The 22992-nt window shown below is 69.9% G+C and carries 22 protein-coding genes; 12 read left to right on the top strand and 10 right to left on the bottom strand.

Translation table 11 applies throughout. The annotated features are described in order from the left end of the window. Positions 1 to 31 precede the first annotated feature (31 nt). Together IEY78_RS03490 and IEY78_RS03485 are read left to right on the top strand one after the other, a co-directional pair. On the top strand, positions 32 to 1312 hold the full coding sequence (locus IEY78_RS03490; RefSeq protein ID WP_189096019.1) for an MFS transporter: 1281 nt from the start codon (positions 32 to 34) through the stop codon (positions 1310 to 1312). A 376-nt stretch (positions 1313 to 1688) separates the two neighbouring features. After that, positions 1689 to 3341 carry an APC family permease gene (locus tag IEY78_RS03485; RefSeq protein WP_189096018.1) on the top strand — a complete coding sequence of 551 codons (1653 nt, stop codon included), beginning with the start codon at positions 1689 to 1691 and terminating at the stop codon, positions 3339 to 3341. Between the two features lie 41 nt (positions 3342 to 3382). On the opposite strand, the gene IEY78_RS03480 is transcribed toward IEY78_RS03485, so the two are convergent. From IEY78_RS03480 to IEY78_RS03465, 4 genes are all read right to left on the bottom strand, one after another. Then, the gene (locus IEY78_RS03480; protein WP_189096017.1) at positions 3383 to 4519 is read right to left on the bottom strand and encodes an aromatic ring-hydroxylating oxygenase subunit alpha; all 1137 of its coding nucleotides are present in this window, start codon (positions 4517 to 4519) and stop codon (positions 3383 to 3385) included. A 175-nt stretch (positions 4520 to 4694) separates the two neighbouring features. Beyond that, complete coding sequence (locus IEY78_RS03475; RefSeq protein ID WP_189096016.1) at positions 4695 to 5693, bottom strand: linear amide C-N hydrolase; 999 nt, start codon at positions 5691 to 5693, stop codon at positions 4695 to 4697. Positions 5694 to 5962: 269 nt separating this feature from the next. Beyond that, positions 5963 to 7090 carry an NADH:flavin oxidoreductase gene (locus tag IEY78_RS03470; RefSeq protein ID WP_189096015.1) on the bottom strand — a complete coding sequence of 376 codons (1128 nt, stop codon included), beginning with the start codon at positions 7088 to 7090 and terminating at the stop codon, positions 5963 to 5965. Between the two features lie 196 nt (positions 7091 to 7286). Continuing rightward, complete coding sequence (locus tag IEY78_RS03465; RefSeq protein ID WP_189096014.1) at positions 7287 to 8090, bottom strand: methyltransferase domain-containing protein; 804 nt, start codon at positions 8088 to 8090, stop codon at positions 7287 to 7289. 711 nt (positions 8091 to 8801) lie between these two features. Here IEY78_RS03465 and IEY78_RS03460 point away from each other — a divergent pair. From IEY78_RS03460 to IEY78_RS03445, 4 genes are all read left to right on the top strand, one after another. Further along, the gene (locus tag IEY78_RS03460) at positions 8802 to 9302 is read left to right on the top strand and encodes a hypothetical protein (RefSeq protein ID WP_229699680.1); all 501 of its coding nucleotides are present in this window, start codon (positions 8802 to 8804) and stop codon (positions 9300 to 9302) included. A gap of 5 nt (positions 9303 to 9307) precedes the next feature. Beyond that, positions 9308 to 10525, top strand: a complete 1218-nt coding sequence (locus IEY78_RS03455) for an MAB_1171c family putative transporter (RefSeq protein ID WP_189096012.1) — start codon at positions 9308 to 9310, stop codon at positions 10523 to 10525. 8 nt (positions 10526 to 10533) lie between these two features. Then, positions 10534 to 11334 carry a class I SAM-dependent methyltransferase gene (locus tag IEY78_RS03450; protein ID WP_229699679.1) on the top strand — a complete coding sequence of 267 codons (801 nt, stop codon included), beginning with the start codon at positions 10534 to 10536 and terminating at the stop codon, positions 11332 to 11334. A 119-nt stretch (positions 11335 to 11453) separates the two neighbouring features. Then, positions 11454 to 12878, top strand: coding sequence for a carboxylesterase/lipase family protein (locus IEY78_RS03445; RefSeq protein WP_229699678.1), 1425 nt, complete (start codon positions 11454 to 11456; stop codon positions 12876 to 12878). Positions 12879 to 12927: 49 nt separating this feature from the next. On the opposite strand, the gene IEY78_RS03440 is transcribed toward IEY78_RS03445, so the two are convergent. Next, positions 12928 to 13893: a quinone oxidoreductase family protein gene (locus IEY78_RS03440; protein WP_189096010.1), complete on the bottom strand. Its 966-nt coding sequence runs from the start codon at positions 13891 to 13893 to the stop codon at positions 12928 to 12930. Between the two features lie 113 nt (positions 13894 to 14006). Then, positions 14007 to 14300, bottom strand: coding sequence for an alcohol dehydrogenase catalytic domain-containing protein (locus IEY78_RS03435; RefSeq protein WP_229699677.1), 294 nt, complete (start codon positions 14298 to 14300; stop codon positions 14007 to 14009). Between the two features lie 154 nt (positions 14301 to 14454). On the opposite strand from IEY78_RS03435, the gene IEY78_RS03430 reads away from it, so the two are divergent. Together IEY78_RS03430 and IEY78_RS03425 are read left to right on the top strand one after the other, a co-directional pair. Continuing rightward, positions 14455 to 15060, top strand: a complete 606-nt coding sequence (locus tag IEY78_RS03430; protein ID WP_189096009.1) for a TetR/AcrR family transcriptional regulator — start codon at positions 14455 to 14457, stop codon at positions 15058 to 15060. A gap of 1081 nt (positions 15061 to 16141) precedes the next feature. Then, positions 16142 to 16621 (top strand): hypothetical protein, encoded by a 480-nt coding sequence (locus IEY78_RS03425; protein ID WP_229699676.1) that lies wholly within the window; start codon positions 16142 to 16144, stop codon positions 16619 to 16621. A gap of 114 nt (positions 16622 to 16735) precedes the next feature. Here the strand turns inward: IEY78_RS03425 and IEY78_RS03420 are convergent, their stop codons facing one another. The 4 genes from IEY78_RS03420 to IEY78_RS03405 all read right to left on the bottom strand — a co-directional run bounded on the left by IEY78_RS03420 (position 16736) and on the right by IEY78_RS03405 (position 20713). Then, complete coding sequence (locus IEY78_RS03420) at positions 16736 to 17974, bottom strand: GDSL-type esterase/lipase family protein (RefSeq protein ID WP_189096008.1); 1239 nt, start codon at positions 17972 to 17974, stop codon at positions 16736 to 16738. A 1139-nt stretch (positions 17975 to 19113) separates the two neighbouring features. Then, on the bottom strand, positions 19114 to 19533 hold the full coding sequence (locus IEY78_RS03415) for an Asp23/Gls24 family envelope stress response protein (RefSeq protein ID WP_189096007.1): 420 nt from the start codon (positions 19531 to 19533) through the stop codon (positions 19114 to 19116). Then, positions 19530 to 20186, bottom strand: a complete 657-nt coding sequence (locus IEY78_RS03410) for an Asp23/Gls24 family envelope stress response protein (RefSeq protein ID WP_189096006.1) — start codon at positions 20184 to 20186, stop codon at positions 19530 to 19532. The genes IEY78_RS03415 and IEY78_RS03410 overlap by 4 nt, the downstream gene beginning before the upstream one ends. Next, positions 20177 to 20713, bottom strand: a complete 537-nt coding sequence (locus IEY78_RS03405; protein WP_189096005.1) for an RNA polymerase sigma factor — start codon at positions 20711 to 20713, stop codon at positions 20177 to 20179. The genes IEY78_RS03410 and IEY78_RS03405 overlap by 10 nt, the downstream gene beginning before the upstream one ends. 308 nt (positions 20714 to 21021) lie before the next feature. Here IEY78_RS03405 and IEY78_RS03400 point away from each other — a divergent pair, with 308 nt between their 5' ends. From IEY78_RS03400 to IEY78_RS03385, 4 genes are all read left to right on the top strand, one after another. Next, positions 21022 to 21507, top strand: a complete 486-nt coding sequence (locus IEY78_RS03400; RefSeq protein WP_189096004.1) for an Asp23/Gls24 family envelope stress response protein — start codon at positions 21022 to 21024, stop codon at positions 21505 to 21507. Between the two features lie 73 nt (positions 21508 to 21580). Beyond that, complete coding sequence (locus IEY78_RS03395) at positions 21581 to 21841, top strand: hypothetical protein (protein ID WP_189096003.1); 261 nt, start codon at positions 21581 to 21583, stop codon at positions 21839 to 21841. After that, complete coding sequence (locus IEY78_RS03390; protein WP_229699675.1) at positions 21838 to 22254, top strand: Asp23/Gls24 family envelope stress response protein; 417 nt, start codon at positions 21838 to 21840, stop codon at positions 22252 to 22254. Before IEY78_RS03395 ends, IEY78_RS03390 begins: the two co-directional genes overlap by 4 nt. A 225-nt stretch (positions 22255 to 22479) precedes the next feature. Then, positions 22480 to 22968, top strand: a complete 489-nt coding sequence (locus tag IEY78_RS03385) for a DUF6286 domain-containing protein (protein WP_229699674.1) — start codon at positions 22480 to 22482, stop codon at positions 22966 to 22968. The last annotated feature ends 24 nt before the right edge of the window (positions 22969 to 22992 follow it).

Below are 22992 nucleotides of genomic sequence, written 5' to 3'. Positions count from 1 at the left end.
AACCATATAGTTCGTTCGATTGGATGCGACCATGTCCACCACCGACCCCTCCCTCTCGGCGGCCCCGGCGAGAGTGCCCCGCGGTCTGCTGCCGATCATGGCGCTGGCCTGCGGTGTCGCCGTGGCCAATGCCTACTTTCCGCAGGCGATCACACCGCTGATCGCCCACGGGTTCCATATCGGCGAGGCGACCGCGGCCACTCTGGCGACCGTCACCCAGCTCGGCTACGCCGCCGGGCTCTTCCTCCTCGTCCCGCTCGGCGACCGGCTGTCCCGCCGTCCGCTGATCACCGTGCTGCTGGGCGTCGCCGCGCTGGCCCTGCTCGCCGCCGGCCTCGCCCCGGCCACCGGCCCGCTGCTCGCCGCGGCGGTCGTGGTCGGCCTGGCCACCGTCGTCCCGCAGATCATGCTGCCGATGGCCGCCGGCATGGTCGCCCCCGAGCGGCAGGGCGCCGTCACCGGCACCCTCCAGGCCGGGCTCGTCGGCGGCATTCTGCTGGCCCGCACCTTCGGCGGCGTGCTCGGCGAACAGCTGGGGTGGCGCGCCCCCTATCTCGTCGCCGCCGCGTTGACCGCACTGCTGGCCGTGGTCCTGGGCCTCACCCTGCCGCGCAGCGTCCCGGCGGTCCGCACCGGCTACCCCACGCTGCTGGCCGACACCCTGCGGCTGCTGCGCGACCAGAGGCCGCTGCGCCGCTCGGTCTACTTCCAGGTCACCCTGTTCGGCGGCTTCGGCGCGGCCTGGACCGCCGTCACCCTGCTGGTCACCGGCCCGCGCTACGGCATGGGCACCCAGGCCGTCGGCCTGCTCGCGCTGATCGGCGCGGCCAGCGTGTTCCTGGCTCCCGCCGCCGGACGCCGGGTCGACCACTACGGCGCGGACCGCCTCAACGTGTGGTGCATCCTGCTCGGCCTCGCCTCCGGCGCGGTGCTGCTGACGGGTCTGATCGGCGGCGCGGTGGGACTCGTCGGCCTCGCGATCGGACTGCTGCTGCTCGACGTGGCGGTGCAGTGCGGCCAGGTCGCCAACCAGGCCCGCATCTTCGCCCTGCGCCCCGAGATCCGCAGCCGCCTGAACACCGGCTACATGACATGCGGCTTCCTCGGCGCCGGCGCCGGCTCCTGGCTCGGCACCCGGGCCTACGCCCAGCTGGGCTGGGGTGCCGTGTGCGCCCTGATCGCCCTGGCCGCCCTCGTCGCCGTCGCCGCCTGGCTGCACGGCCGCCGCACGTCCCGAGGCCCGGCCGACACCCCCGCCCGCAGCGTGCCGCACGGCACCACCTCGAACGATGCCCGGTTCGTACGCAGATGACCCGGCCGGTGGCCCCATAGTGGTCGCCGCACCGCGATCCACGCCTTCCCGACCACCGCTCCCGCCCGTTCACACCCTCCCCGTACGGACGCCTCTCCGCCCGCGCGGAAAAGCGCCCGATCAGCCCGCCGCTGTGACGTGTCTCATGCGGTGATCTCCCGAACCGTCGGCCGAGCGACGCGGGAGAGGTGCGAACAGGCCACGCCTCCGGGGCTGTTGGCGTCGGATCCACAGCATGACGGGGCTGGTCCGCGCGGTGTCGCGGCAGGGCGGCGGCATTCCCGGCAGGTGGCCGGAAATAGGGTGGTCGCCGGCAGATGGCAGCGGCCCCTCCGGCAGTGCGGGGTGCGCGATACCAGGACGGACGACACTTCCCATGGATATGAGCGCCGGCGAGCGCAAGGGGCTCAGCCTCTTCGCCCTCATCATGATCGGCATCGGTTCGATCTTCGGCTCCGGATGGCTCTTCGGGGCCGGCTCCGCCGCCCAGGTGGCGGGCCCCGCGGCGCTGGTCGCCTGGGTGATCGGTGTCGTCTTCATCGGCCTGATCGCGATGTCGTACGCCGAGGTCGGTTCGGCCTATCCGATACCCGGCGGCATGGCCCGCTACGGGCACCTCTCGCACGGTCCGGTGCTCGGCTTCCTCACCGGCTGGGCGGTGTGGATCGCCACCGCCTCGCTGGTGCCGATCGAGTCGATCGCCGCCACCCAGTACATGACGTCCTGGAGCTTCGACTGGGCGACAGGGCTGGTCGACCCGGCCACCCACCAGCTGACCCTCTCCGGCACGCTGATGGCGCTGGCCCTGACCCTCGCGCTCTGGCTGACCTGCTTCTGGTCGGTGCAGCTGCTGGCCCGTGCCAACACCGTGCTCACCCTGGTCAAGTTCGCCATACCGGTGCTGGCGGTGCTCGCCCTGGTCGGGTCCGGCTTCCACCCCTCGAACTTCACCGCGCACGGCGGCTTCGCCCCGTACGGCTGGCCGGCCGTGCTCACCGCCGTCACCACCTGCGGTGTGGTCTTCGCCTTCAACGGCTTCCAGGCCGTGGTCAACCTCGGCGGAGCGGCGAAGAACCCCGGCCGGGCCATCCCGATCGCCCTGGTCGGCGCGCTCGCCCTGGGCCTGGTGATCTACCTGGCGCTGCAAGCCGCCTACCTGGGGTCGGTGCCGCCCGAGCTGCTGGCACGGTCCGGCGGTTGGCAGGGCGTGAACCTCAACTCGCCGTTCGCCGATCTGGCGGGGCTGCTGATGCTGCACTGGGTCGTCACCATGCTGCAGTTCGGCGCGTTCATCTCGCCGGCCGGCTCCAACATCGCCAATGTCGCCTCGGCCGCGTACATGGTCACCAACCTCGCCGAGACCGGGTTCTTCCCCCGCAAGCTGGCCGCCGTGCACCCCCGCTACGGCACCGCCCGCCCCGCGATGTGGCTCAACCTCGGCTTCTCCGTGGTGCTGCTGCTCACCGTCGGCCGCAGCTGGCAGGCGCTGGCCGGTGTCGTGTCGGCGGCCATGGTCATCTCGTATCTGATCGGCCCGATCGCGGTGGGGGTGCTGCGGAAGACCCGCCCGGAACTGCCCCGCCCCTTCCGACTGCCGGCCGCCGGCGTGCTGTGCCCGGTCACCTTCGCCTTCGCCGCCTGCGCCCTGTACTGGTCGAAGTGGCCGGAGACCGGAAAGATCACCATGCTGACCCTGGTGGCCGTACCGATCGCGGCGCTGGTGCTGTGGCGCCGCGGCGAGCGGCGCCTGCTGCGGCAGTTCGCCCCGGCCTGGTGGATGATCGCCTTCCTGCTGTGGACGGCCCTGGTATCCGCACTGGGCGGCGAGGAGTTCGGCGGCCACGGCCTGCTCCCCGGCGAACTGGGCACGGCCCTGATCGCGGTCACCGCCCCGGCCTTCTACTTCTGGGCAGTACGCTCCGGCATACGCGCCCACCAACACGGCCTGACCGGCGACCCCTCCCTGGACGGGTCGGCCGCAACGCCGCCCACCGCCTCCGACGATGACCGCCGGATGGCTTCGGTCTGAGGGATTGCGGCGGGGCGAAGGAGGCGTTCCGCGCGGGGTCTTCACCCGCTGCAACGAGACTCGGCGGCTTCCTGTGAGCGGGAGCGGTATGCGTCGCGCAGGCTCTTGTAGTGGAGGTCGAACTTGTAGACCTCGGCGTCCTTTTCCGGGTAGACGCCGTGTGTGAACGCTCGCGACATCACGCCCTTCTGGGCGCGCTCGCACACCGCGTTGTCCTGCTCGGCGACCCGTTCGTTGAATTCGACGACCGCGCTGGGGTCGAAGTCGGCACGGGCGACGCTGTCGGGGTGGAAGAGGTAGTCGGTGATGAGTCGGCAGCTGGTCGGGCCGGTGGGTTGTACCAGGGTGGCGATTGCCTCGCAGCCGCTGATGTCGAGGAACATGGCGGGGAAGAGTAGGGAGCCGAAGTAGGAGCTTGCCTCCTCCTCCGTCATTCCCGGTAGGAGGAGGTGGCGCGATTCGTGGTCGCCGGCGACGCTCCTTCGCCCCTCGGCCAGGGACACTCCCCCGTCGGACCTGCCGTCCTCGAACACCACGCCCGAGCGGAACGCCGGCACGATATCGACGAGTTCGGGATGCACTGTCGGGCAGTGGAGGCATTCGTTGTAGTTGGCGACGATGATCTTCCAGTTCGCCTGTACCTCGTGAACGGAACGGAAGCCGCGCCGCAGCCCGCTGAGGTCGAATCGTTCGAGGTCCAGAACGCCTTCGCTCTCCGCCAGAGCGTCGCGCAGGGCGGGCGGATCATCGCGCCGGAGATTGACGAAGACGAACCCCTGCCATTCGTCGACGGCAACGGTCCAGAGTCCGTGGTCTTCACGGGAGACTTCCTCCCGGCCGACGTGCGGAGTGCCGCGGAGCTTGCCGTCAAGCGTGTAGGTCCAGGCGTGATAGGGGCACCTGAAAGCGGATTTCACCTGGCCGGAATCTCCGTCACACAGCCTCGATCCCCGGTGCCGGCACACGTTGTAGAAGGCGCGCAGTGAATCCTCTTGGTCGCGTGTGACCAGAATGCTCTCCCCCGCGACGTCGGCGGTGATCCATTGCCCCGCCTCTCGTACATCTTCGGTACGTCCGACGCATATCCAGGACCGGAAAAATATCGCCTCCCGGTCGAGCGCGTAGACCGCGGGGTCGTGATAGTCGGGACCAGGCAAAGTTGCCGGCAACGCATTCACTTGGACTCTCCACTCCCGGCGACCCGTGCACGACAAGGCGCCTCGCACCCTTGAGACCCTGACTAACTAGTCAGTCAGGAAACTACCGAGGTGGCCCCTTTGTCAAGGGGCCAAGGGGCCGAGCGCGGGCACCGGCAGCACCGACGGCAGGGTCCGGCGGCCGCCGAGGAGCAGGTCAGAAGGGCGCGTCGACCTGGGCGAACTGCCCGGAGACGTCGCCGGCCAGATCGAGCGAGTCGGGGTTCAGGGCCATGACCGAGGCGCCGGGTGACAGGTCGAAGCGGTCCAGCTCGGTCCACAGGAGATTCGGGCTGGTGGCCAGCTCGAAGAAGTACCGCTTGTCGGTGAGGTCGCAGACGGTGCGGTATTCCGTGTTGTAGACGTCGAACCTGCCCGTGCGATAGGGAGCACCGAAGGGCACGGAGGCATTTCGGGTGACGGCCAGGATTCCGGCGACGGCCTGCCGTTCGTTCGCCGGCTTCGGCAACAGCGCACTGAAGTAGGCGGCACGCTGGAAGCGGTCGACCGCATTGACGTTCCCCGGCAGCGGAACCTCGCCGCTGGGCTGGTCATGACCCAGGCTCCGCACTTTCTGCACCTGCTGCTCCAGCAGGCGGAGTTGCTCGTCAAAGGCCGGTTCGTTCGTCATGACCGTGTACTTGCGGTCGTGATGCACGCGTCGTTCGCCGTCGACGTATTCGATGATCGCCGAGTCTCCGGAGGCGTCCTCCAGCGCCACATGCACGGTGGCCCGGAAGCCGCGCATCTCGACCATCATCAGCTGGAAGGTGTCGAGGAGATCCAGGGCTTCCGCCACGGTCTCGGCGCTGTCCAGCAGATACTGGATCCACAGGGCGATCTGCAGCGCCGGCTTGTTCGGGTCGCCGGGGCCGAGGTCGGTCTCGTCCAGATACAGCATGTGCGCCCCGAGGCCGCGCTCGTTGAGTCCGTCCACCGTGCCGCCGCCGTAGATGGTCGTCACGAGACTGCCGAACCGGCTCGTCCACTTGAGGGGATTGTCGCCGGCCACGGTATGGCCTACGAGTTTTCCGCCGTCACGCTTCAGCCCTTGCGGGAAAACGGTCAGCACGGGGTCGGTCGATTCCGGCCAGTCCATCGTCCGGCCTACCAGCACCGCGAGGCCGTTGGTGTTCCAGAGAATCCGCGTACACATGAGGCGATACCCATCCGCAGGGACGAAACGGTCATGTCGCCCATAGTTCTACCTCACCTGTGCGCGCTCACCGGGTGAGGTGAGGTGCGGCGTCAGGGTGCTTCGGGGAGCGGCCGGGCGGGGATGGCCGCGCCGACGGCCGGTCACGAAAGCCGGGCGCGACGGCCGGTCACGAAAGCCGGGCGCCGGCGGAGTACGCGCCGGCGCCCGGAGGGGGCTCGCGCCGATGAACGGCCGAGCGAGCAGAATCTCCCTGATGCGGGATCTTCCTAGTGCAGCGTCTTCAGCGCGGCCGCGTCGTACGGCGTCAGCTCCGTGAACCGGTCCCCGAGGACCTTGGACGCCCACTCCGGGTCCTGGAGCAGGGCACGGCCGACGGCGACCATGTCGAACTCGTCGCGCTCCAGGCGGTCGAGGAGGTTGTCGATGCCGCGGACCGGGGCGCCCTCGCCCATGAAGCCGCGGATGAAGTCGCCGTCGAGGCCGACGGAGCCGACGGTGATGGTGGGCTTGCCGGTGAGCTTCTTGGTCCAGCCCGCCAGGTTCAGGTCCGAGCCCTCGAATTCCGGGAGCCAGTAGCGGCGGGTGGAGGCGTGGAAGGCGTCGACACCGGCCGCGGTCAGCGGGGCCAGGATCGCGTCCAGCTCCTCCGGGGTCTCGGCGAGCCGGGCGTCGTAGGCCTCCTGCTTCCACTGCGAGTAGCGGAAGATCACCGGGAAGTCGGGCGAGACGGCCTCGCGGACCGCGGCCACGATCTCGGCGGCGAACGTCACCCGGGCCACGGCGTCGCCGCCGTAGGCGTCGGTGCGGCGGTTCGTCCCCGCCCAGAGGAACTGGTCGAGGAGGTAGCCGTGGGCGCCGTGCAGCTCGACGCCGTCGAAGCCGATGCGCTCGGCGGCCGCGGCGGCCTCGGCGAAGGCGCCGATGACATCGTCCAGGTCGCGCCGGGTCATCGCCTTGCCGGCGCCCTCGGTGCCGTCGACGCGGATACCGGAGGGGCCGACGGCGGGGGCGTCGGCGAAGGGCGGCTCGCCCTGCTTGCGCACCATGCCGATGTGCCACAGCTGCGGGACGATCGTGCCGCCCGCCTCGTGCACGGCCTCGGCGACCTTCGCCCAGCCCGCCAGCTGCTCCTCGCCGTGGAAGCGCGGCACCCGGTCACTCTGTCCGGCCGAGTCGTGGCCGACGTAGGTGCCCTCCGTGACGATCAGGCCCACCCCCGCGGCGGCGCGGCGTGCGTAGTACGACCGCACGTCCTCGCCGGGGACACCGCCCGGGGAGAACATGCGCGTCATCGGCGCCATCGCGATGCGGTTCGGGACGGTCAGGCCGTTCAGCTCGACGGGCCGGGAGAGGATCTCGGCCGCGCGGGAGGCGGCGGACGCGGTGACGGTCACGGGGGTGCTCCTCGGAGGTACCAGACGGTATGTGTACGCGCACTGAATGCGTGATGGCGTCAACGCTCCTCGGCGCCGACGGCATTCCGTCCCTCCGGGCAACCGGGCTGTGATCCAGGACACCCCCGTCGCAGCCCGGGGGCGGGGCCGGCGCCGGTATCGAGTCGGAGCCGCCCCGCGGGCGGTCGGGGCGGGGCTACGGGCGGCGCCCCCACGCGGAGATCATCGGCGCGGTGCCCACGTCGAGCCGGCCGGTGGCGACGTTCGCCAGGTGGCGGTCGATGTCCTCGTCGGTGGCGATCCCCTGCGCGGTCAGGAGGTGCCGGACCTGCCGCACCGTCGCGGCCTCCAGCACATCACAGGCCGGCGAGGTGATCGGGAAGTACGCGTCGGCCTGCACGTCCTCCAGTCCGGCTTCGCGCAGCACCCTGGGCAGGGTCCGCCCGTAGGCGAGGTCCGCGCCGCGCCCCTCCATCAGCGTCCGGAAGCCGGACCGCAGCCGGTTGGCGAGCCGCTGCTCGGGGCCCGACTCGTCCGGGCACGGCAGCGGCTGCAGCATGGGGTCGGCGTCCTCCAGGAGCAGCCAGCCGCCCGGCCGCAGTGCCTGCACCATCCGGCGCAGGGCCTCGGCCCGGTCCGCGACATGCACCAGGACCAGCCGGGCGTGCACGAGGTCGAAACCACCGGGCGGCGGCGGATCGGCCGCCACGTCGTGGGAGAGCACCTCGATCGTGCCGCCGGCGATGTCCCGGGTCCAGGAGGCATCGATGTCGGTGGCGAGCACCGTGCCCGTCGGGGCGACCCGTTCGGCCAGGCCGAGGGGCACGGAGGGACCGCCGGCGCCGACCTCCCAGCACCGCATGCCGGGGCCGATGCCGAGGTCGTCGACGTGCCGGAACGTCACCGGGTTGAACAACTCGGCGAGGGCGCCGAAGCGGATGCCCGCCTCCGACTGTTGGTTGTCCAGCAGGTAGCCGCGGTCGCTCTCGTCTTCAGCCATCCGCCGATTCTGGCAGACGGGCGCGGGGCGGGCCGGACGGGCGCGGGGCGGGCCGGTCGGGTCAGAACCGCCTCCCGGGGGGGGCCGCGGCCTTGTCGGGGGTCGTGCTTCGTGTGGGAGGCCGGACTCCGCACCGCCCGATCTCCGCACCGCCCGGACTCCGCACCGCCCGGTCTCCACACCGCCCGGGCAGCGCCCGCCCCCCGGCAGCGTCGGGAAGTTGGCGAAGCGCTGCCCCCGCGCAGCCGGCCCGGCCTCAATCCACCGCGCCAGAGCGCCCCTTGAGGTCCCTCTGTATACCGAGGACGATGGCCCCCGTCACACTTCGTTGCACCATGGTGCGCCGATGGGGCACCGTATGGCACCAGGAAGGTGGGGAGCGATGTCCGGCCAACTCGAGGCGTCTGACGGCCCGATGTGGCGGCACAGTCTTGGGCGGGAAGTCCATGCCGCGGTGCGGGCGCGCGACCTGCCGCGCGGTGCGCCGCCGACGGCCCGTGAGGTACAGCGCGCTTCCGGTCTCCGACCCCCCGCCTCCGGCGAGTGACACCGATGCCGCATCCTTGGCCGCGCCCGGGCACGCGACGGCCGGGCGGCGTACAGCAGCAGCCGCGCCCCGGAACGGTCCAGCACCCGGCCGGCGGTGGGGCGATGCGCTACGCACACGACGTCGGCTTCTACCGGTGTCCGACCGACCAGCAAGGTGACACCATGACCACACGGCAGGTCCGCAAACGGTGCCAGGCGCTCGTCAGCGAGCTCGATCTCCCCAGCCCCTTCTCCGTCGACGCGCTGGTGCACGAGGTGTCGGTGCGGCGGGGCCGGCCGATCCGGATCCACACCTTGCCCATCGGCTCCGCCCTCAACGCCTGCGGGCTGTGGATCGCCACCGACACCGTCGACCACATCTATGTCGAGGAGAAGACCACCAAGTTCCATCAGGAGCACATCGTTCTCCACGAGATCGGGCACATCCTGTGGGATCACGGCATCTCCGATGAGGAGACCCACCACGCGCTCACCACGCTGCTGCCGAGCATCAGCCCCCATATGATCAGTCGGCTGCTGGCCCGCAACAACTACACCACCGAGCAGGAGCAGGAAGCCGAACTCGTCGCCAGTCTCATCCACTCCGCCGCCGGGATGCTTCCTCCCTCGTCGTCCACCGGGGTGCGCGGCGCACTCGAAATCGCGCTCGGAATCCGCAGGTAGAAGCCATGAGCATGCGTGCACTGTACGAACTGGGCAGCAATGCCGAACTCCTGGGCGCGCTGGCGCTGTGGGTGGTGATTTTCCTCCGGCTGCCGTCGGCCCGGCGGTCCCGCCAGCAGAAGATGCTGCTGATCGCCGTCGTCGGGATCGCCGGGTCGATCACGGTCTATCTCGACCCCGTCACCGCGGCGCTGAATCAGACCTTCACCTTCGCCCAGAGCTGCGGCCTGTTCATGAACACCTGGGGCGTGCTCAGCTCGGCCCTCATCCTCGATTTCGTCCTGGCCGCCATGTCCCGGCGCCGCCCCTGGCTCGTCTACGGCCCGATGGTCGTCACGATCGCGGCCCTGATCGTGCTGAACTACACGATCGCGCCGCACGCCGGCTGCGTCACCTCGGAAGTCGTGCCCTGGTACAGCCCGTTCTGGTGGCTGCTGGTCGCGGCCCACCTCATCGGCACCGTCCCGTGCGCCGTGCTGTGTGTGCGCTACGGCCGCCGGGCCCACGACGACCGCCCGCTGCGTACCGGGCTCCTGCTGCTCGCCGCCGGCTTCACCTCGTCCTCGCTCTTCTGGTGCGTCGTCCTGGGCTTCCTGCTGGCCCGTCCCGCCTGGCTGGGCGCGCTGTTCCCCCTCAACATCGCCGTCACGGCCTGGCTGATGACCGCCGGGGTGTGTCTGCCGCTCGCGCTCGCCGCGCGCCACACGGCCCGGGACATGCTCGCGCTGTGGCGCCTGCACCCGCTGTGGCGCGACCTCACCGAAGCCGTTCCGCATGTCACGCTGGACAAGCCGCTCGGCCGGTTCCGCGCGGTGCTCGGCGGCCCGCGCGCGATCCACCTCCGGCTCTACCGCCAGGTCATCGAGGTCCGCGATGTCCTGCTCGTCCTCCAGGACTATGTGACTCCCGAGGCGACGGAGGCCGCCCGCCACCACGTCGCGACGGGGAACCTGCCCGACGAGCAGATCGAGCCGGCGATCACCGCGTGCTGGTTGCGCGTCGCGCTCCAGGCCGAGAAGAGCACGGCCACCCCCCAACCGAACCAGCTCGCCCCCGGAAGCCCCACCCACGACGGCCTCCGCAGCGAGACCGAGTTCCTGCTCGCGGTGCGCCGGGCCCGCACGCTCCCCACCGTGCGCTCCTTCACCTACCTGCCGGAAGCCTCCCGCCCAGCCACCCCGGACCGGGACGACCGGAACACCCCGGCCCCCCACACGAGATAGGCGCATCCATGACGCAACACGCCACCACCACCCCGTACAACAGCGGCATGCTGAGCAATGACACCGCCGACGAGAGCGCCCGCCTGGAGTCCATCCAGCGCAATGTCGACGCGTTCACCACCGGCCTCCTCGACGGCCTCCCCCTCCAACCCTCCTGGAACTGCCTGGAGTTGGGCGCCGGCGCCGGCTCCATCGCCTACTGGCTCGCGGAACGCTGCCCCGACGGGCGCGTGGTCGCCGTCGACCTCGACACCCGCCACCTCGACGCGGGCCGCGCGGCGAACCTGGAGGTCCAGGAAGCCGACATCACCCGCGACGACTACGCCCCCGGCAGCTTCGACCTCATCCACGCCCGCTATCTCTTCTGCCACCTCGCCGAACGCGACGAGATGATCGCGCGGGCCGCCCGCTGGCTCTCCCCCGGCGGCTGGCTCCTCGTCGAAGAGCCCTACCACCTGCCGGCCGAGACCTCCCCCTTCCCCGTGATCCGGCGCATCCTCGACGGGTACCAGCGCATGTACCGGCAGCACGGCGCAGACATGACCTGGGCCCGCGGGCTGCCGGCGCTGCTGGCCCGCCAGTCACTGAAGGACGTGGCCTTCGCCGGGAACCCCGGCCTCATGGGCGGACTCGACAAGGACCGCTGGCTTCCCCTCCTCACCCAGGCGGCACCCACGCTGGTCGCCGAGGGTCTCGTGTCGGAAGCCGACCTGGCGGAGTTCGCCATCCTGCTCAAGGACCCCGCGTTCATCGACATCCCGCAGATCACCTTCTCTGCGTGGGGCCGCCGCCCCGTGGAAGACGCCTGACGGCTTCCTCCCGTACGGACGTCGCAGGGTGGCGCTCCCCGCGCGGTGGTGGCCGGGTCGTAGGCTCGAAGCCGACCGTGCGGGGTGCCGAGGCGGGAAGCGGGAAGCAGATGGATGCGGTGGCAGTGGTGTCGGAGGGGGCGGTCCGGGGCGCGTCCGCATCCGGCATCGCCTGTTTCCGCGGCATTCCGTTCGCCGCGGCGCCGGAGGGACCGCTGCGCTTCCGGCCACCCGCGCCCCCGGCCGGTTGGGACGGGGTGCGGGACGCCACCGCGTTCGGTACCGCGCCACCGCAGGTGCCACCGGCGCCGGGGGCCGCCGCGGCCTGGCGCGCCGGTGACGGGCTGGACTGCCTGACGGTGAACGTCTGGACCCCGGACCTCGGCGGGGCCGGGCTGCCGGTCATGGTGTGGATCTACGGTGGCGGGTTCAAGCACGGTTCCGCCGGCAGGCCCGACTTCGACGCCACGCAGCTGGCGGCCGCCGGCGTGGTGGTGGTCACCTTCAACTACCGTTTCGGTTTCGAGGGGTTCGGCCATCTCGCCGGAGTCCCGGACAACCGCGGGCTGCGCGACCAGATCGCCGCACTGGAGTGGGTGCAACGCAACATCGGCGCCTTCGGTGGCGACCCCGCCGAGGTGACGGTCTTCGGCCAGTCGGCGGGCGCGGCCTCGGCCGCCCTGCTCCTGGCCTCCCCCGCCGCGCGGGGCCTGTTCCGCCGAGCGATCGCACAGAGCGTCCCGGACGCCTTCCTCCCCACCGCACAGGCCGAGCGGGTGACCGCCGTCCTGGCCACGGAAGCCGGGGTGGCGGCGACGTGGGAGGGCTTCGCCGCCCTGCCGCCCGAGGCGATCCTGCGGGTCCAGGACACCCCGCTCCAGGGACCCCAGGCGGGCTTCAGCGCCTTCGGCCCGGTCATCGACGGGGAGCTGGTCACCGGCCCGCCCTGGGAGACGATCCGCCGCGGCGCGGGTAGCGAGGTGGACCTGATCTGCGGATTCACCCACGACGAGGCCCGGTGGTTCACCACCGGCATGGACGTCGACGCCCTCCCCCTCCTCGCCGTGGCCGACTCCCTCCGACTCCCTGTGAGCGTGGTCGCCGACTACCGCTCCGCCCATCCCGGCAGCACCGACGCCGAACTGGTCACGGTGCTGCTCTCCGACGCCCTGTTCCGGATGCCGACGACCCGGGTCGCCGAGGCCCACGCCCGGGCGGGCGGCCGCACCTGGCTGTACGACCTCACCTGGCCGAGCCCCCGCCTCGGCGCCGGCCACATCCTCGACGTGCCACTCGTCTTCGGCAACGCCACGAGCCCACTGGCCACCCGTTTTCTCGGCACTCCGCCACCCGCGGACTTCCTCACCCTGTCGGAGAACATGCGCGCGGCCTGGACGTCCTTCGCCACCGACGGCGACCCCGGCTGGCCGCGCTTCGACCTCGCCAACCGGACCACCCGGTTGTGGGACCTCCCCGCCGCCGATGTCCCGTACCCGCTGGAGCGGTCCCGCCGGATCTGGGAAGGCGTCGAGCGGGGGCGGTAGTTCCGCTGCCGCGGTGACGACGACACAACACACGCCGGAGCGTGGGAAGTTACCCCCCGGAACCCGCTTCCGCCACCTCCACCACCTGCTTGCCCACCACGCCGCCTCGCTCGAATGCCTGATGCGCCGAGGCGATGTCTGCCACCGGGTACACGCTGTCCACCACGGGGCGCAGCCGGCCGGACGTCACACAGTCCGCCAGGCCACGCAGCGTGCCGGTGTCCGGGTTGGAACTCAAGGTGCGGATGCGGCGGGAGCCGTGCACGCTCGACGCGGCGATCGCCGCCACGGACGAGGCCGACAGGGAGATGGTGGCCATCCGGCCTTCGCGGGTCAGCCGCCCCCGGAAGCGGTGGAGATCCGAACCGACCGTGTCCAGGATGACATCGAACGGTCCGATCTGATCGGCCGCCGTGGAGCCGTAGTCGAAGACCTCGTCCGCCCCCAGCTCGCGCAGCGCCGCGGCGTGGCGGTCGCGGGACAGCGCGGTGACGTGCCCGCCCGTCGCGTGGGCGAGTTGCACGGCGGCCGTGCCGACTCCGCCGGCGGCGCCACGTATCAGGACGCGTTCGCCGCTCGTGAGGTGCAGCGTGTCCCGCAGTGCGCTGAGCGCTGTCGTTCCGGCGACGACCAGGGAGGCCGCCTCGACCGGCGACAGGTCTGCGGGTGCGGGCCCGACACGGTCCGCGGGGACCACGACGTATTCGGACGCGCCACCGAGCGTGTGCCGCTTGAGCGGGTGCACCGTGCCCCATACGCGGTCGCCGACCCTGTACCGATGCACAGCGTCGCCGGCCGCGGCGACGACACCGGCGAAGTCCAGTCCCACACCGATCGGGAACCGGCGTCCGGTCACGATCCGCAATCCCCCTGAGCGAACGATGGTGTCGAGTCCATTCACGCTCGACGCCTCGACGGAGACCAGGACCTCCCCCGCACCGGGAGCGGGGCGGTCAACCTCGTTGACGCGCAGGACATCCGGTGTGCCGTAGCTGGTGATCTGAGCGGCCTTCATTGTGATTTCTCCTTCATGATGTGCTCATCGGCGGGCCGGTTGGGGGCGACCGCCGTACGGTGTCGCGTGCTCGGGCTACCGCACAACGGGCTTGTGCAGGGCGGCAGTTCGCGTCATGGGATGAGGGCGACCTTGCCCTGATTGCGATGAGCGTCGAGGTCGGAGGCCGCGGCGCCCTCACCCGCCTCGTCGACGACACCGGCCACGTCCCAGCCGGGGACCATCGGGAACTCGACGGGGAAGACGCCCTGCATCGCCCCGGCGCGGATCCGCACGTCGACCGGGTTGACGGCGGTCGCCCGCACGCGGATACGCACCTGGCCCGGGCCGGGTTCGGGGGTGGCGACCCGGGACACGGTGAGGACCTCGGGCCCGCCGTACCCGGAGAACGACATGGCAGTGGACATCAGACACTCCTGACGGGAGGGACGGCAGAGACGGGCTGACCGCACGGACGCAAATCATCCAGTGCGTGTGATTCTTTCTATCACACGCCACGTATGATTCAATGAGTGTGGCCCTAATCACACGTCTCGTATGATTCAACGGTAGGGTGAACCCATGCAGCAGCCCCTTCATCGCCGCCCGCCGACCGCGAGCAACCCCCGCGTCCAGCGCACCCGCAGCCGCGTCCTGACCGTCGCCCGCGAACTGCTGCCCCAGGTCGGACCCACCGGGCTCACGTACGCACTGCTGGCGGAGCGCGCCGACGTCACCCGCCAGACCCTCTACCGCCACTGGCCCAGCCGGGCCGCGCTGCTCGTCGACCTGATTCTGGAGGGCCCCGACTTCGGCAATTACCCCGAGCCGGGCAGCGACGTCCGCACCGTTGCCACCGAGTGGCTCAAGAGCCTGCGCGCCGGCATCAGCGAACCGGCCATCCGCACCGCCGTCCTGGCCGTCACCGCCCAAGCGGACCACGACCCCGACAGCGCCCAGGCTCTGGCCCGCATCGGCCAGGACCGCCTCGCGGCCCTCAACATCCTGCTGGCCCCCTCGGGCACCCAGATCGACGGCCCCGAATTCACCCTCCTCTACGGCCCCGTCCTCGCCCGGCTCTTCCTCGACCGCAGTCACGTGTCCGACGACTTCATCGACACGGCGGTCACGCAGTGGCTCACGACGCTGGACGGGCTGCGTGGGCCAGGGAGGGCGGGAAGCGGATGACTTGGCGGGTCTTCGCCAGACGAGCCGCCGGGTCGTCCGGGTGGGTGTGCAGGTCGTAGGCCGCTGAACGCGCCCACCCCCGGACCTGGCCGCGTGAGCCCACAGCGGCGTACCGCCTCCCAGGTCGCGCTGGCCACAGCCTCCGTTGTCATCGTCGGCGGCCTGTTCGCACGCCGGGTCGCCCCACAAGTGTCGTACGGGCGCTTCGATGTCTTCGTCGACGTACCCGCCGACCTTCGGCCGGCTCGGAAGATCCAGCGCAAGTGCGTGCGGGATGGCTTTCCCCTCGACGCCCCCTGCGCAACTACCTCCCACACCGGTGCGCCGCCCACGAAGAGCACGTGGAACCCGTGTGGGATGAATGCGGCCTGGTGATCGATGGAAGTGTCGCCGCCGAGACACCGGCGCAGCAGATTTGGTCAGCGATTGCAGGCAACCAACTGCTCCACAAGTTTGTGCAGAGGCTGTTCAACGGTTCGGGCAGTGGGGTGGATGGCTCGGGAGTCGTTTTGCCGGCCCGGTAGTCGTGACACCGCATACGCCGGCGGATCGGGCGGTGGTATGGCGAAGAGCATGAAGGATGAGGTGCGGGAGCCGGCTGAAGCGGCGCGTGAGTGGTGTGGCTACGGGCAAGGGGCGTGTCTTCGCCTGACTGACCGACGCGAGTGGTTCCGGCCGTCTTCCGTGGTGACTTCGCCTGGATGAGGGCGTGTTGTCTCCGTACGAGCGACATCTCGCCGGGCACTTCCCTCTCGCTCGGCCGCAGCCCTTTCCCTGGCTCCGGTGGCTGGCTCCCCGAGTCCGGCCGAGCCCACTCTGCCGTGCCAGGCGTTCCAATGGCATGTTGCTGGCGCAGCCAAAGGTAGGACCATATGGGGAGCCATGGCTGGAATCTGTCTCCTGACTGTTCCCCCTCCGAGGAAATAGCCTGCCCCGGCACATGTCGTGAACGACATCGCGTGAAGGGAAACCCGTGAGTCAGTTTTCGCGAATCAGCAGACGTGCCTTGGTGCTTGCGAGCGCCGGCCTCCTGTCCGTGGGGCTCGGCACTGTAGGGGCCACCGAAGCCAGCGCCGCTCCGATGGCGGACGTCGTCATCATCGATGGCTTCACCAAAACAGTGAAAGAGTCGGCTGGGGTACCTGTGGAGTGCCCGGCTTATCAAGTCCTTATCGGCCGGTCCCACAGCGGGGACGAGAACGGTAACACCACGTACTACTGCGGGTTCATCCTCATCCACGACGAGCTCGTCCAGGTGAGCGGGCCGACCTGGAGCAGTTCCCAAAGGGAGAGTGGATCGTTCTTCGCCGCTCCGCCACCAAGGGCCCTGTCCGGTAGAGAGCACAGCGGGGACGAGAACGGCCCGACGAGGTATGCCACTGCCTCGATGACCTGGCAGGGACGAGATGTGCACCTGACCTCGTACCGCTGGACCGCGGGTCAGAGGGAGAGTTCCAGCTATTCGAAGGCAGGCCCGGAAGAAGTCATGGTCGGCCGACAGCACAACGGGGACGAGAACGGTCAGACCTTCTACCAGTACGCCAGGGTCACCCTGGGGTAGACCAGCTGTGGTTTCGCTCCTGCGATCATCTCGATCGAGCAGCGAAATCCCCTACCTTGGTGCGCAGTTGAGAAACGGTCTGCCGGTTTACCGGCAGACCGTCACAACGATGGATCAAGGACGACCGAGAGGCTCCAGGTGCACGCCTTCCACCCCTTGGTGCCGGCTATTCAGGCACGTGTACTCGACGCGGCGTCCCGCGGAGCGTGCGAGGTCATAGAGACCCTTCAGACACCTTCCAAGCACCTTTTGGCCATAGGAGTTGGGGTGGAAGGACTCCTCGACCTGGCCCTGTCCATGAGAAATCCCCGCGGACAGGAAGCGCATCCACTCGGCTTCCCTGCTGGGGATGGGGTGGGTCAGCGTGTCGCCGGCCCTGGCCTGACGAGCCGTCTTGGCGCAGACCTCGTGGCCGTCAAAGGCCCACTGGAGGTCCAGATAGTGGACGTTCTTCTCCGCCGCAACTCCCTCCAGCATATCGGCGATGCCCTTCACCACGTCCATGCGTGCCCAATTGGTGTCCTCGTTGTAGAAGGGGCATCCGCCTGGGCTGTAGCGGCTGGAAGAGAAGCCGATGCCCTGGGAGTAGCGATAGTTGGGGGACAGTGGAACCGGCGACGGATACGACTGGATCGCGAATGCGTAGGAGCCGTCCGGGTGCCCCGTTTCCCGCATTACTCTGCGAACCTGATCAATCACGTTTTTTATCTTGTTCGGAACTTCTCGCTTCAATTTCTCCTTGAGATCCCAGTCGAAGACTTTCCAGCAGTACTGCCCGACCGGACTGGCAAGAAATCTCGTGATGCAGCTCCTGATGATGTCGCTGAAGCCGAGGTCGTTCCCGCCGATGGAGAGCTGAACCAGTTTGATGTCGTAGGTGCGTGCGAGGTCTTCCAGTTGGTCCGCCTGGGGCCACTCCCCCTTGAAGAGCCTGCCGCCCGCCGCCAAAGGCAGGACGTTGTCGGTCACTGCGCCTGAGCAGGCCAGGTTGAATTTACGATCCACGGGGATGTGCGACTCCGTGAGCTCCGCGACATCCGATCTGTGGCAGCCGTTCTCCTTGCCGTTCGTCGGATCCGTGTACGAACCGTCGTACACCCGGGTCGGATCTTTCCGGCATCCGCTGGGATCACATACGGTGGCTCGGTCTGTTCCGTACATGCTGTCCGTATGGCTGTACGCCATGTCTACGTTGCCTTGCCACCGTCCCCCCTCGCCCGAGATGAAACTGTCTCCGAGTGACACGACTGCCGTGGGCTTCCCCTGGATGCGGTCAGAACTGGTCTGCGCCGCTGATGAATTGACTGACGATGCCGCCAGATATACCGGCAGTAGCGCGGCTATCACCGTCATCGCAAGGACTCGGCGAGGGGTACATAGTGCACGCCGAGAATTCTTTCGACGGCTGGATCTCTTGGATTCCTGCACGGCTTCCCCCTGCGTCCGTAGTTACCTTCTCCGCCAATGACATGATGGGCGCATCCACGGTACGCCGGCCTGCCGATGGGAAGAGAATGATTTCGGGTCAGATTTACGCAGTACCGTACTGGAGAGACATGGCGCAGAATCATTTATTAGGCGATCAAGTTCCGGCGGCCGGCGGGCATTTTCGGGCTGCCCGCGAGAGGGAGGGGCGGCTGACAGCATGGGTGCCGGTCGGTCGGATAGCTACTATCCGTCGAAAGGCGTGGGACCCGGCAGCCGACCACAGTGCTGCGGCAGTCGGAACAGGTGGCGAGTAACTGCCCACGGATTTTCGCCATCGCCGCCATGTCCGACTCCACCTTCACTTCGGTCGTACTGTCGAGCGGGGGAGAGCGCGTGTGCATCAGCCGCACCAGGAGCAATCTCGAGCCCCGAGCCCGGGGCGTTCCAGACCCGCCCTATCGACCGACTCCCACGAGGTCAGTGTGCCTACACGTTGACTTCGGGGGTGTATCCGGCAATGCGCTCGGCCGCCGGTCTCCTTTGGCGTTGCGAGTCGCTGTGCTGGACATGACGCGCCTTGTCGAGCGGATGGATGGCGCCTGAGGAGTTATGGGAGCTTCTTCGACGGGTGGTGCCGCAGACGGAGTGCCTGGCAGCGATCATTCTCGTGGTCGCCTCGAGCTGCTCCTGGCGGGCGCCGCCGCAAGAACGGATCGATGGTCCACCCGGTCATGCGCCGCAACGGCCCACCGGTCGCAGTCGGCATCTGCGCAACCGACACCCTCGGCAGTCTCGCCCCGCATCGCACGACGCGGAACGGGGCGGCCAGCGGCTCCGGACCCATGGCGTCAGCTCCCGCCGTCGATTTCTGCCGGTGGTTTCGCCACTGATCACACCGCCCGTTGCTCACCGGCAGGGGCGGCCGGAACCTGCCCCACTCGCCATCCGTTCACGTCACCCCGGCCCTTGGGCAAGGCAACGAGCCAGGCATCGGCCGCATCACCGGACGGAACCTGACCGTGGGCCGCGGCTTGGCTGGACGGTAGTCCCCCCGTGTCGGTACTTCACTCAGGTGAGAAATTCTCGAATTGCGGGGCTGCGTGCAGGCGGAGTGGTGTTCGGTCTCCGTTGATGCGGGTCACGGTGACGACGATGGTGACGTTTCCTGTTCTGCCGCGGGCATTCAACTGTGAGCTGACGGCTGCTCGGACGCTCTCGCGGACGTCGCGCGCGGTGTCGAGGGCGCGGCGGTGGTCGGTGAGTACGCAGCGGACTTCGAGGTGCCAGGCGTCGGCTTCGGGTGTGTGGGTGGCGTGGACGCCGGCTTCAGGGGACGGTGGGTGAGAGCCGAAGGTCCGCCGGAGGCAGGTCGCGGCGTCGGCCAGGGAGTGGCGCAGGCTGGGGTGCAGTTCCTGCACGCCGGGGACTGCCAGTGCGGCCCGCGCCGCGGTCTGCTCGATACCGGCCGGGTCGACGGTGGTCATGGTCCGGTTCCGTTCCGTGAGGTGGGACCGACGGACGTCAGGGGCTCCAGTTCGGACTCGATGTGCAGGTCGATGCCGCTGACGGCGAGGCCGATCTCCCGAGCCGAGGCATCGGCGACGGCCCGGCGCACCTGGGTGGCTCGGCCGGGCAGGGGCTGGTCGAGGGTGACGGCGAGGGTCATCGTGATCGTCACGTGGGTGCCGGCCTCGCCAGGGGTCAGGCGGCAGCTGGCGGCGCGTACTCCGGGGACGCGGTCGGCGGCGCGGCGCAGGGCCTTCGCCACGGTGGCCTCCGCGATGCGCAGTTCTTGGGTGGGGTCGTCCAGCGGCAGCATCCGGCCGAGGCGTGCCTCCGCGCGTACGGCGCTCACGACGCGGTCGGCGACCGTGCGGGCACTGGGGCGCTGCGCCCGCAGGGTGCGGGTGGTGGCGTCCAGGACGGTCAGTCCCTCGGTTGCCTGCCGGCAGTAGGTGCAGTCGGCAGTGTGGGGGTCGGGCCGATGGCTTCCGGCGCGGGCCTGTTCCCAGACGTGGCTGACCAGGCGTCCGCAGGGCAGCCGTTCGTCGCCGACCAGCCGTGCCGGGTCGGTGTCCCGGTGCGGTGTGGGCACCTCGTCGGGCGGGGAGGTGGCACGGGGATCTTCTAGCGCCATGAGGCCATCTCCTTCATCAGTGTGCGTCGTGCGCGAAAGAGCCTGCCGCGTACGGTCTGTTCGCTCTCCCCCACCACTTGCGCGATCTCTCCGTACGGCAGTCCGTGCAGCTCCCGCAGGATCCAGCAGGCGCGTTGTCCGGGCCGCAGGTGTGTGAGCGCTTGGGCCAACGCGGCGGTGGCTGCCGTGCTTTCGGCAGCGCGGGCCGGTTCGCCGCCGGCGTCGTGGGCCGCGGGCTCGGCAACGGCGTCGAGGGCGAGGGAAGGGGTTTGCGCGCGGCGGACATTGAGGCACCGGTTGGTGACGATGCGGTACATCCATGTGCGGAACGCCGCGTCCCCACGGAACTGGGGAAGGCGCCGCCATGCGCTGAGGAAGGCGTCCTGCACGGCCTCCTCGGCATCCGGGACGTTGCCGAGCATGTGAAACGCCAGGGCCAGCAGCCGTCCGCTGTGGCGGTGCACGAGCACGGCGAAGGCGTCGTCATCGCCCTCGGCGGCGCGGGCGACCAGGATCCGGTCCGCCACGTCCCCGAGGCCGGCCCCAGGCTCGCCGGGACGCGCCGCCCCGGTGAAGGGAGGCGGCTCCGCGCCCCGGGGTGACGAGAATCCCTCGTGCTCCACATCCACTGTTCGCTTCCCACGTGAGGCGTCTCGCGGACCGCGGGCCCGCCGTCCCCCGGCCGGGCTCCCTGATGGCGCAGCTTCCGTCAGACGCCCACGAACCAGCCTACGTGATCCAGATCACAGATAAGTGTGACGTTTCCTCCCCATACGTGTCCAATCTTGTGACGGGCACTGAACCGACGCCCGTGCCACTCGCCCAGGAGAACGCCATGACGAACCTGACGAACGCAACGTTCCGCCCAGCCGCGGAAGGCCACAGGCCCTCCGACGAGACCACGGCACAGCACGATCCGAAGCGAGGCGCCCTCTCGCCGGAGAGCCGTGGCCGGACCACGATCGCGGACACCGTCGCGGCGAAGATCGCCGGGGTGGCGGCCCGCGAGGTACCCGGCATCCACAACCTGGGCTCCGGAATGGCCCGGGCCATCGGCGGCGTCCGTGAGCGGATGCCCGGCGGTCAGCCCAGCGCCAGCCGTGGTGTCAGCGTCGAGGTGGGCGAGCGGCAGGCGGCGGTGGACCTGGATGTGGTCGTCGACTACGGATACCCCATCACCGAGGTCGCCGCAGAGGTCCGCACCAATGTCATCGCAGCGTTGGAGCGGATGACCGGCCTGGAGGTCGTCGAGGTGAACATCTCCGTCAATGACGTCGACATACCGGGCGACGAGGACGACGACAGCGAGCGGGTGGAGTGACCTCCGCTCTCTTCCCGGTCGCGCCCGCACGGGGCGCGGGAGGAGACGGCAACCTAAGACGGGTGAAGGAACGATGAACGCAACCGTGGTGGGGCTCCTGACGGGTCTGACCCTGGGCTTCGCGGGCTACTTCGGCGGCTTCGGGGCTTTCCTCGTGGTCGCCGCCATGGGCCTGGTGGGTCTGATCGTCGGCCACCTGGCGCGCGGTGACGTGCACGTCAGCGACTACGTACGCAAGCGCGAGGACGACGGGCGCCGCGAGACCTTCGACCGGCCCCGCAGCACATACAGCCCCGGGCCGCCCCGCGCCGGGCATGCCGGGCGAGTCCGGTGACAGTCGAACTCCCGCCGCCTGCCCTGGGCGGCGGCCCGGAAGCCGAGAGCACGCGTAAGCCCTCGCTTCCGCCACCCGCCCGGCGCGGCGCGACGCTGATCCCCGAGACCGTGGTGGCCCGCATCGCGGTCCGGGCGGCACACGAAGCCCTCATCCGGCACGCCGGCCGGTCAACCTCCCGTCTCGGCCTGGGTCCTGCCCATTCCACGGCCGCCGTGCACGACGGCTCGGCCCGCCTCAAGGTCTCCTTGGACCTGCCCTACCCCGTCGATATCGCCCGCGCCTGCGGCGAGATCCGGCGCTACGTCGACAACCGGGTGTCCTACCTGACGGGCCTGCGCCTCGACGGCCTCACCCTCTTCGTCCAGCGGCTCGTCTCCGACGAGAGCCTGCGGCGAGGCCGGGCCGAGTGACCTGACGGCCGCGCCACGAACGGCCCGCGCCACGACAGGAACCTCATGACTTACTCCACTCCACACGCCCTCCCCGGCCATGACGGCGGTCCCCCGCCCTCGCGGCCGGCCACCACACATGCCCGGGTCCCTGGACCGGCTCAGCGCAGCGGGCCGACGGAAGACCGCCCCCGCCGTCCTTGGTCGGCGCGTCGGATTCCCGCCTGCCTGGCCGCCGCCCTGGTCGTGCTCGCAGCAGGGGCGCTGCTCTTCGAGGTGGTCTGGGTACGCACCGGGCACCGGGCCACCGCGTGGTGGGCAACCCTGGCCGCCGAACTCGCCGCCCGCCCGCTCGGCAACCTCTGGATCCTCGCCGGTGCCGCTGTCGCCGCGGCCCTGGGCCTGTGGCTCGTGATCCTGGCGCTCACCCCGGGCCTGCGGCGCCAACTGCCGTTGCGTGTGCCCGCCGACGGCCACGGGCAGACACGTGCCGTACTCGAGCGCAAGGGCGCGGCACTGCTTCTGCGCGACGCGGCCATGCGTGTCCCCGGAGTCAGCACGGCGCGCGTGCGGGTACGCCGCCACCGCGCCACCGTCCGTGCGGGCGTGGGCTTTCGCGACACCGCCGACGTCAAGGACGACCTCACTGACGCCCTCCGCCGTGCGGAACGCGACCAGCTCGCTCTGGCACGCCCGCCTCGGCTGAGGGTCCGCGTGCGCCGGAGCAGGAAGTAGCAAGCACCGGCCCGGTACGTACGC

The sequence above is a fragment of the Streptomyces kronopolitis genome, assembly GCF_014646275.1.
Taxonomy (GTDB): domain Bacteria; phylum Actinomycetota; class Actinomycetes; order Streptomycetales; family Streptomycetaceae; genus Streptomyces; species Streptomyces kronopolitis.
Note: the sequence above shows the minus strand (reverse complement) of the source record. Positions and strands in the feature narration are given on the sequence as shown.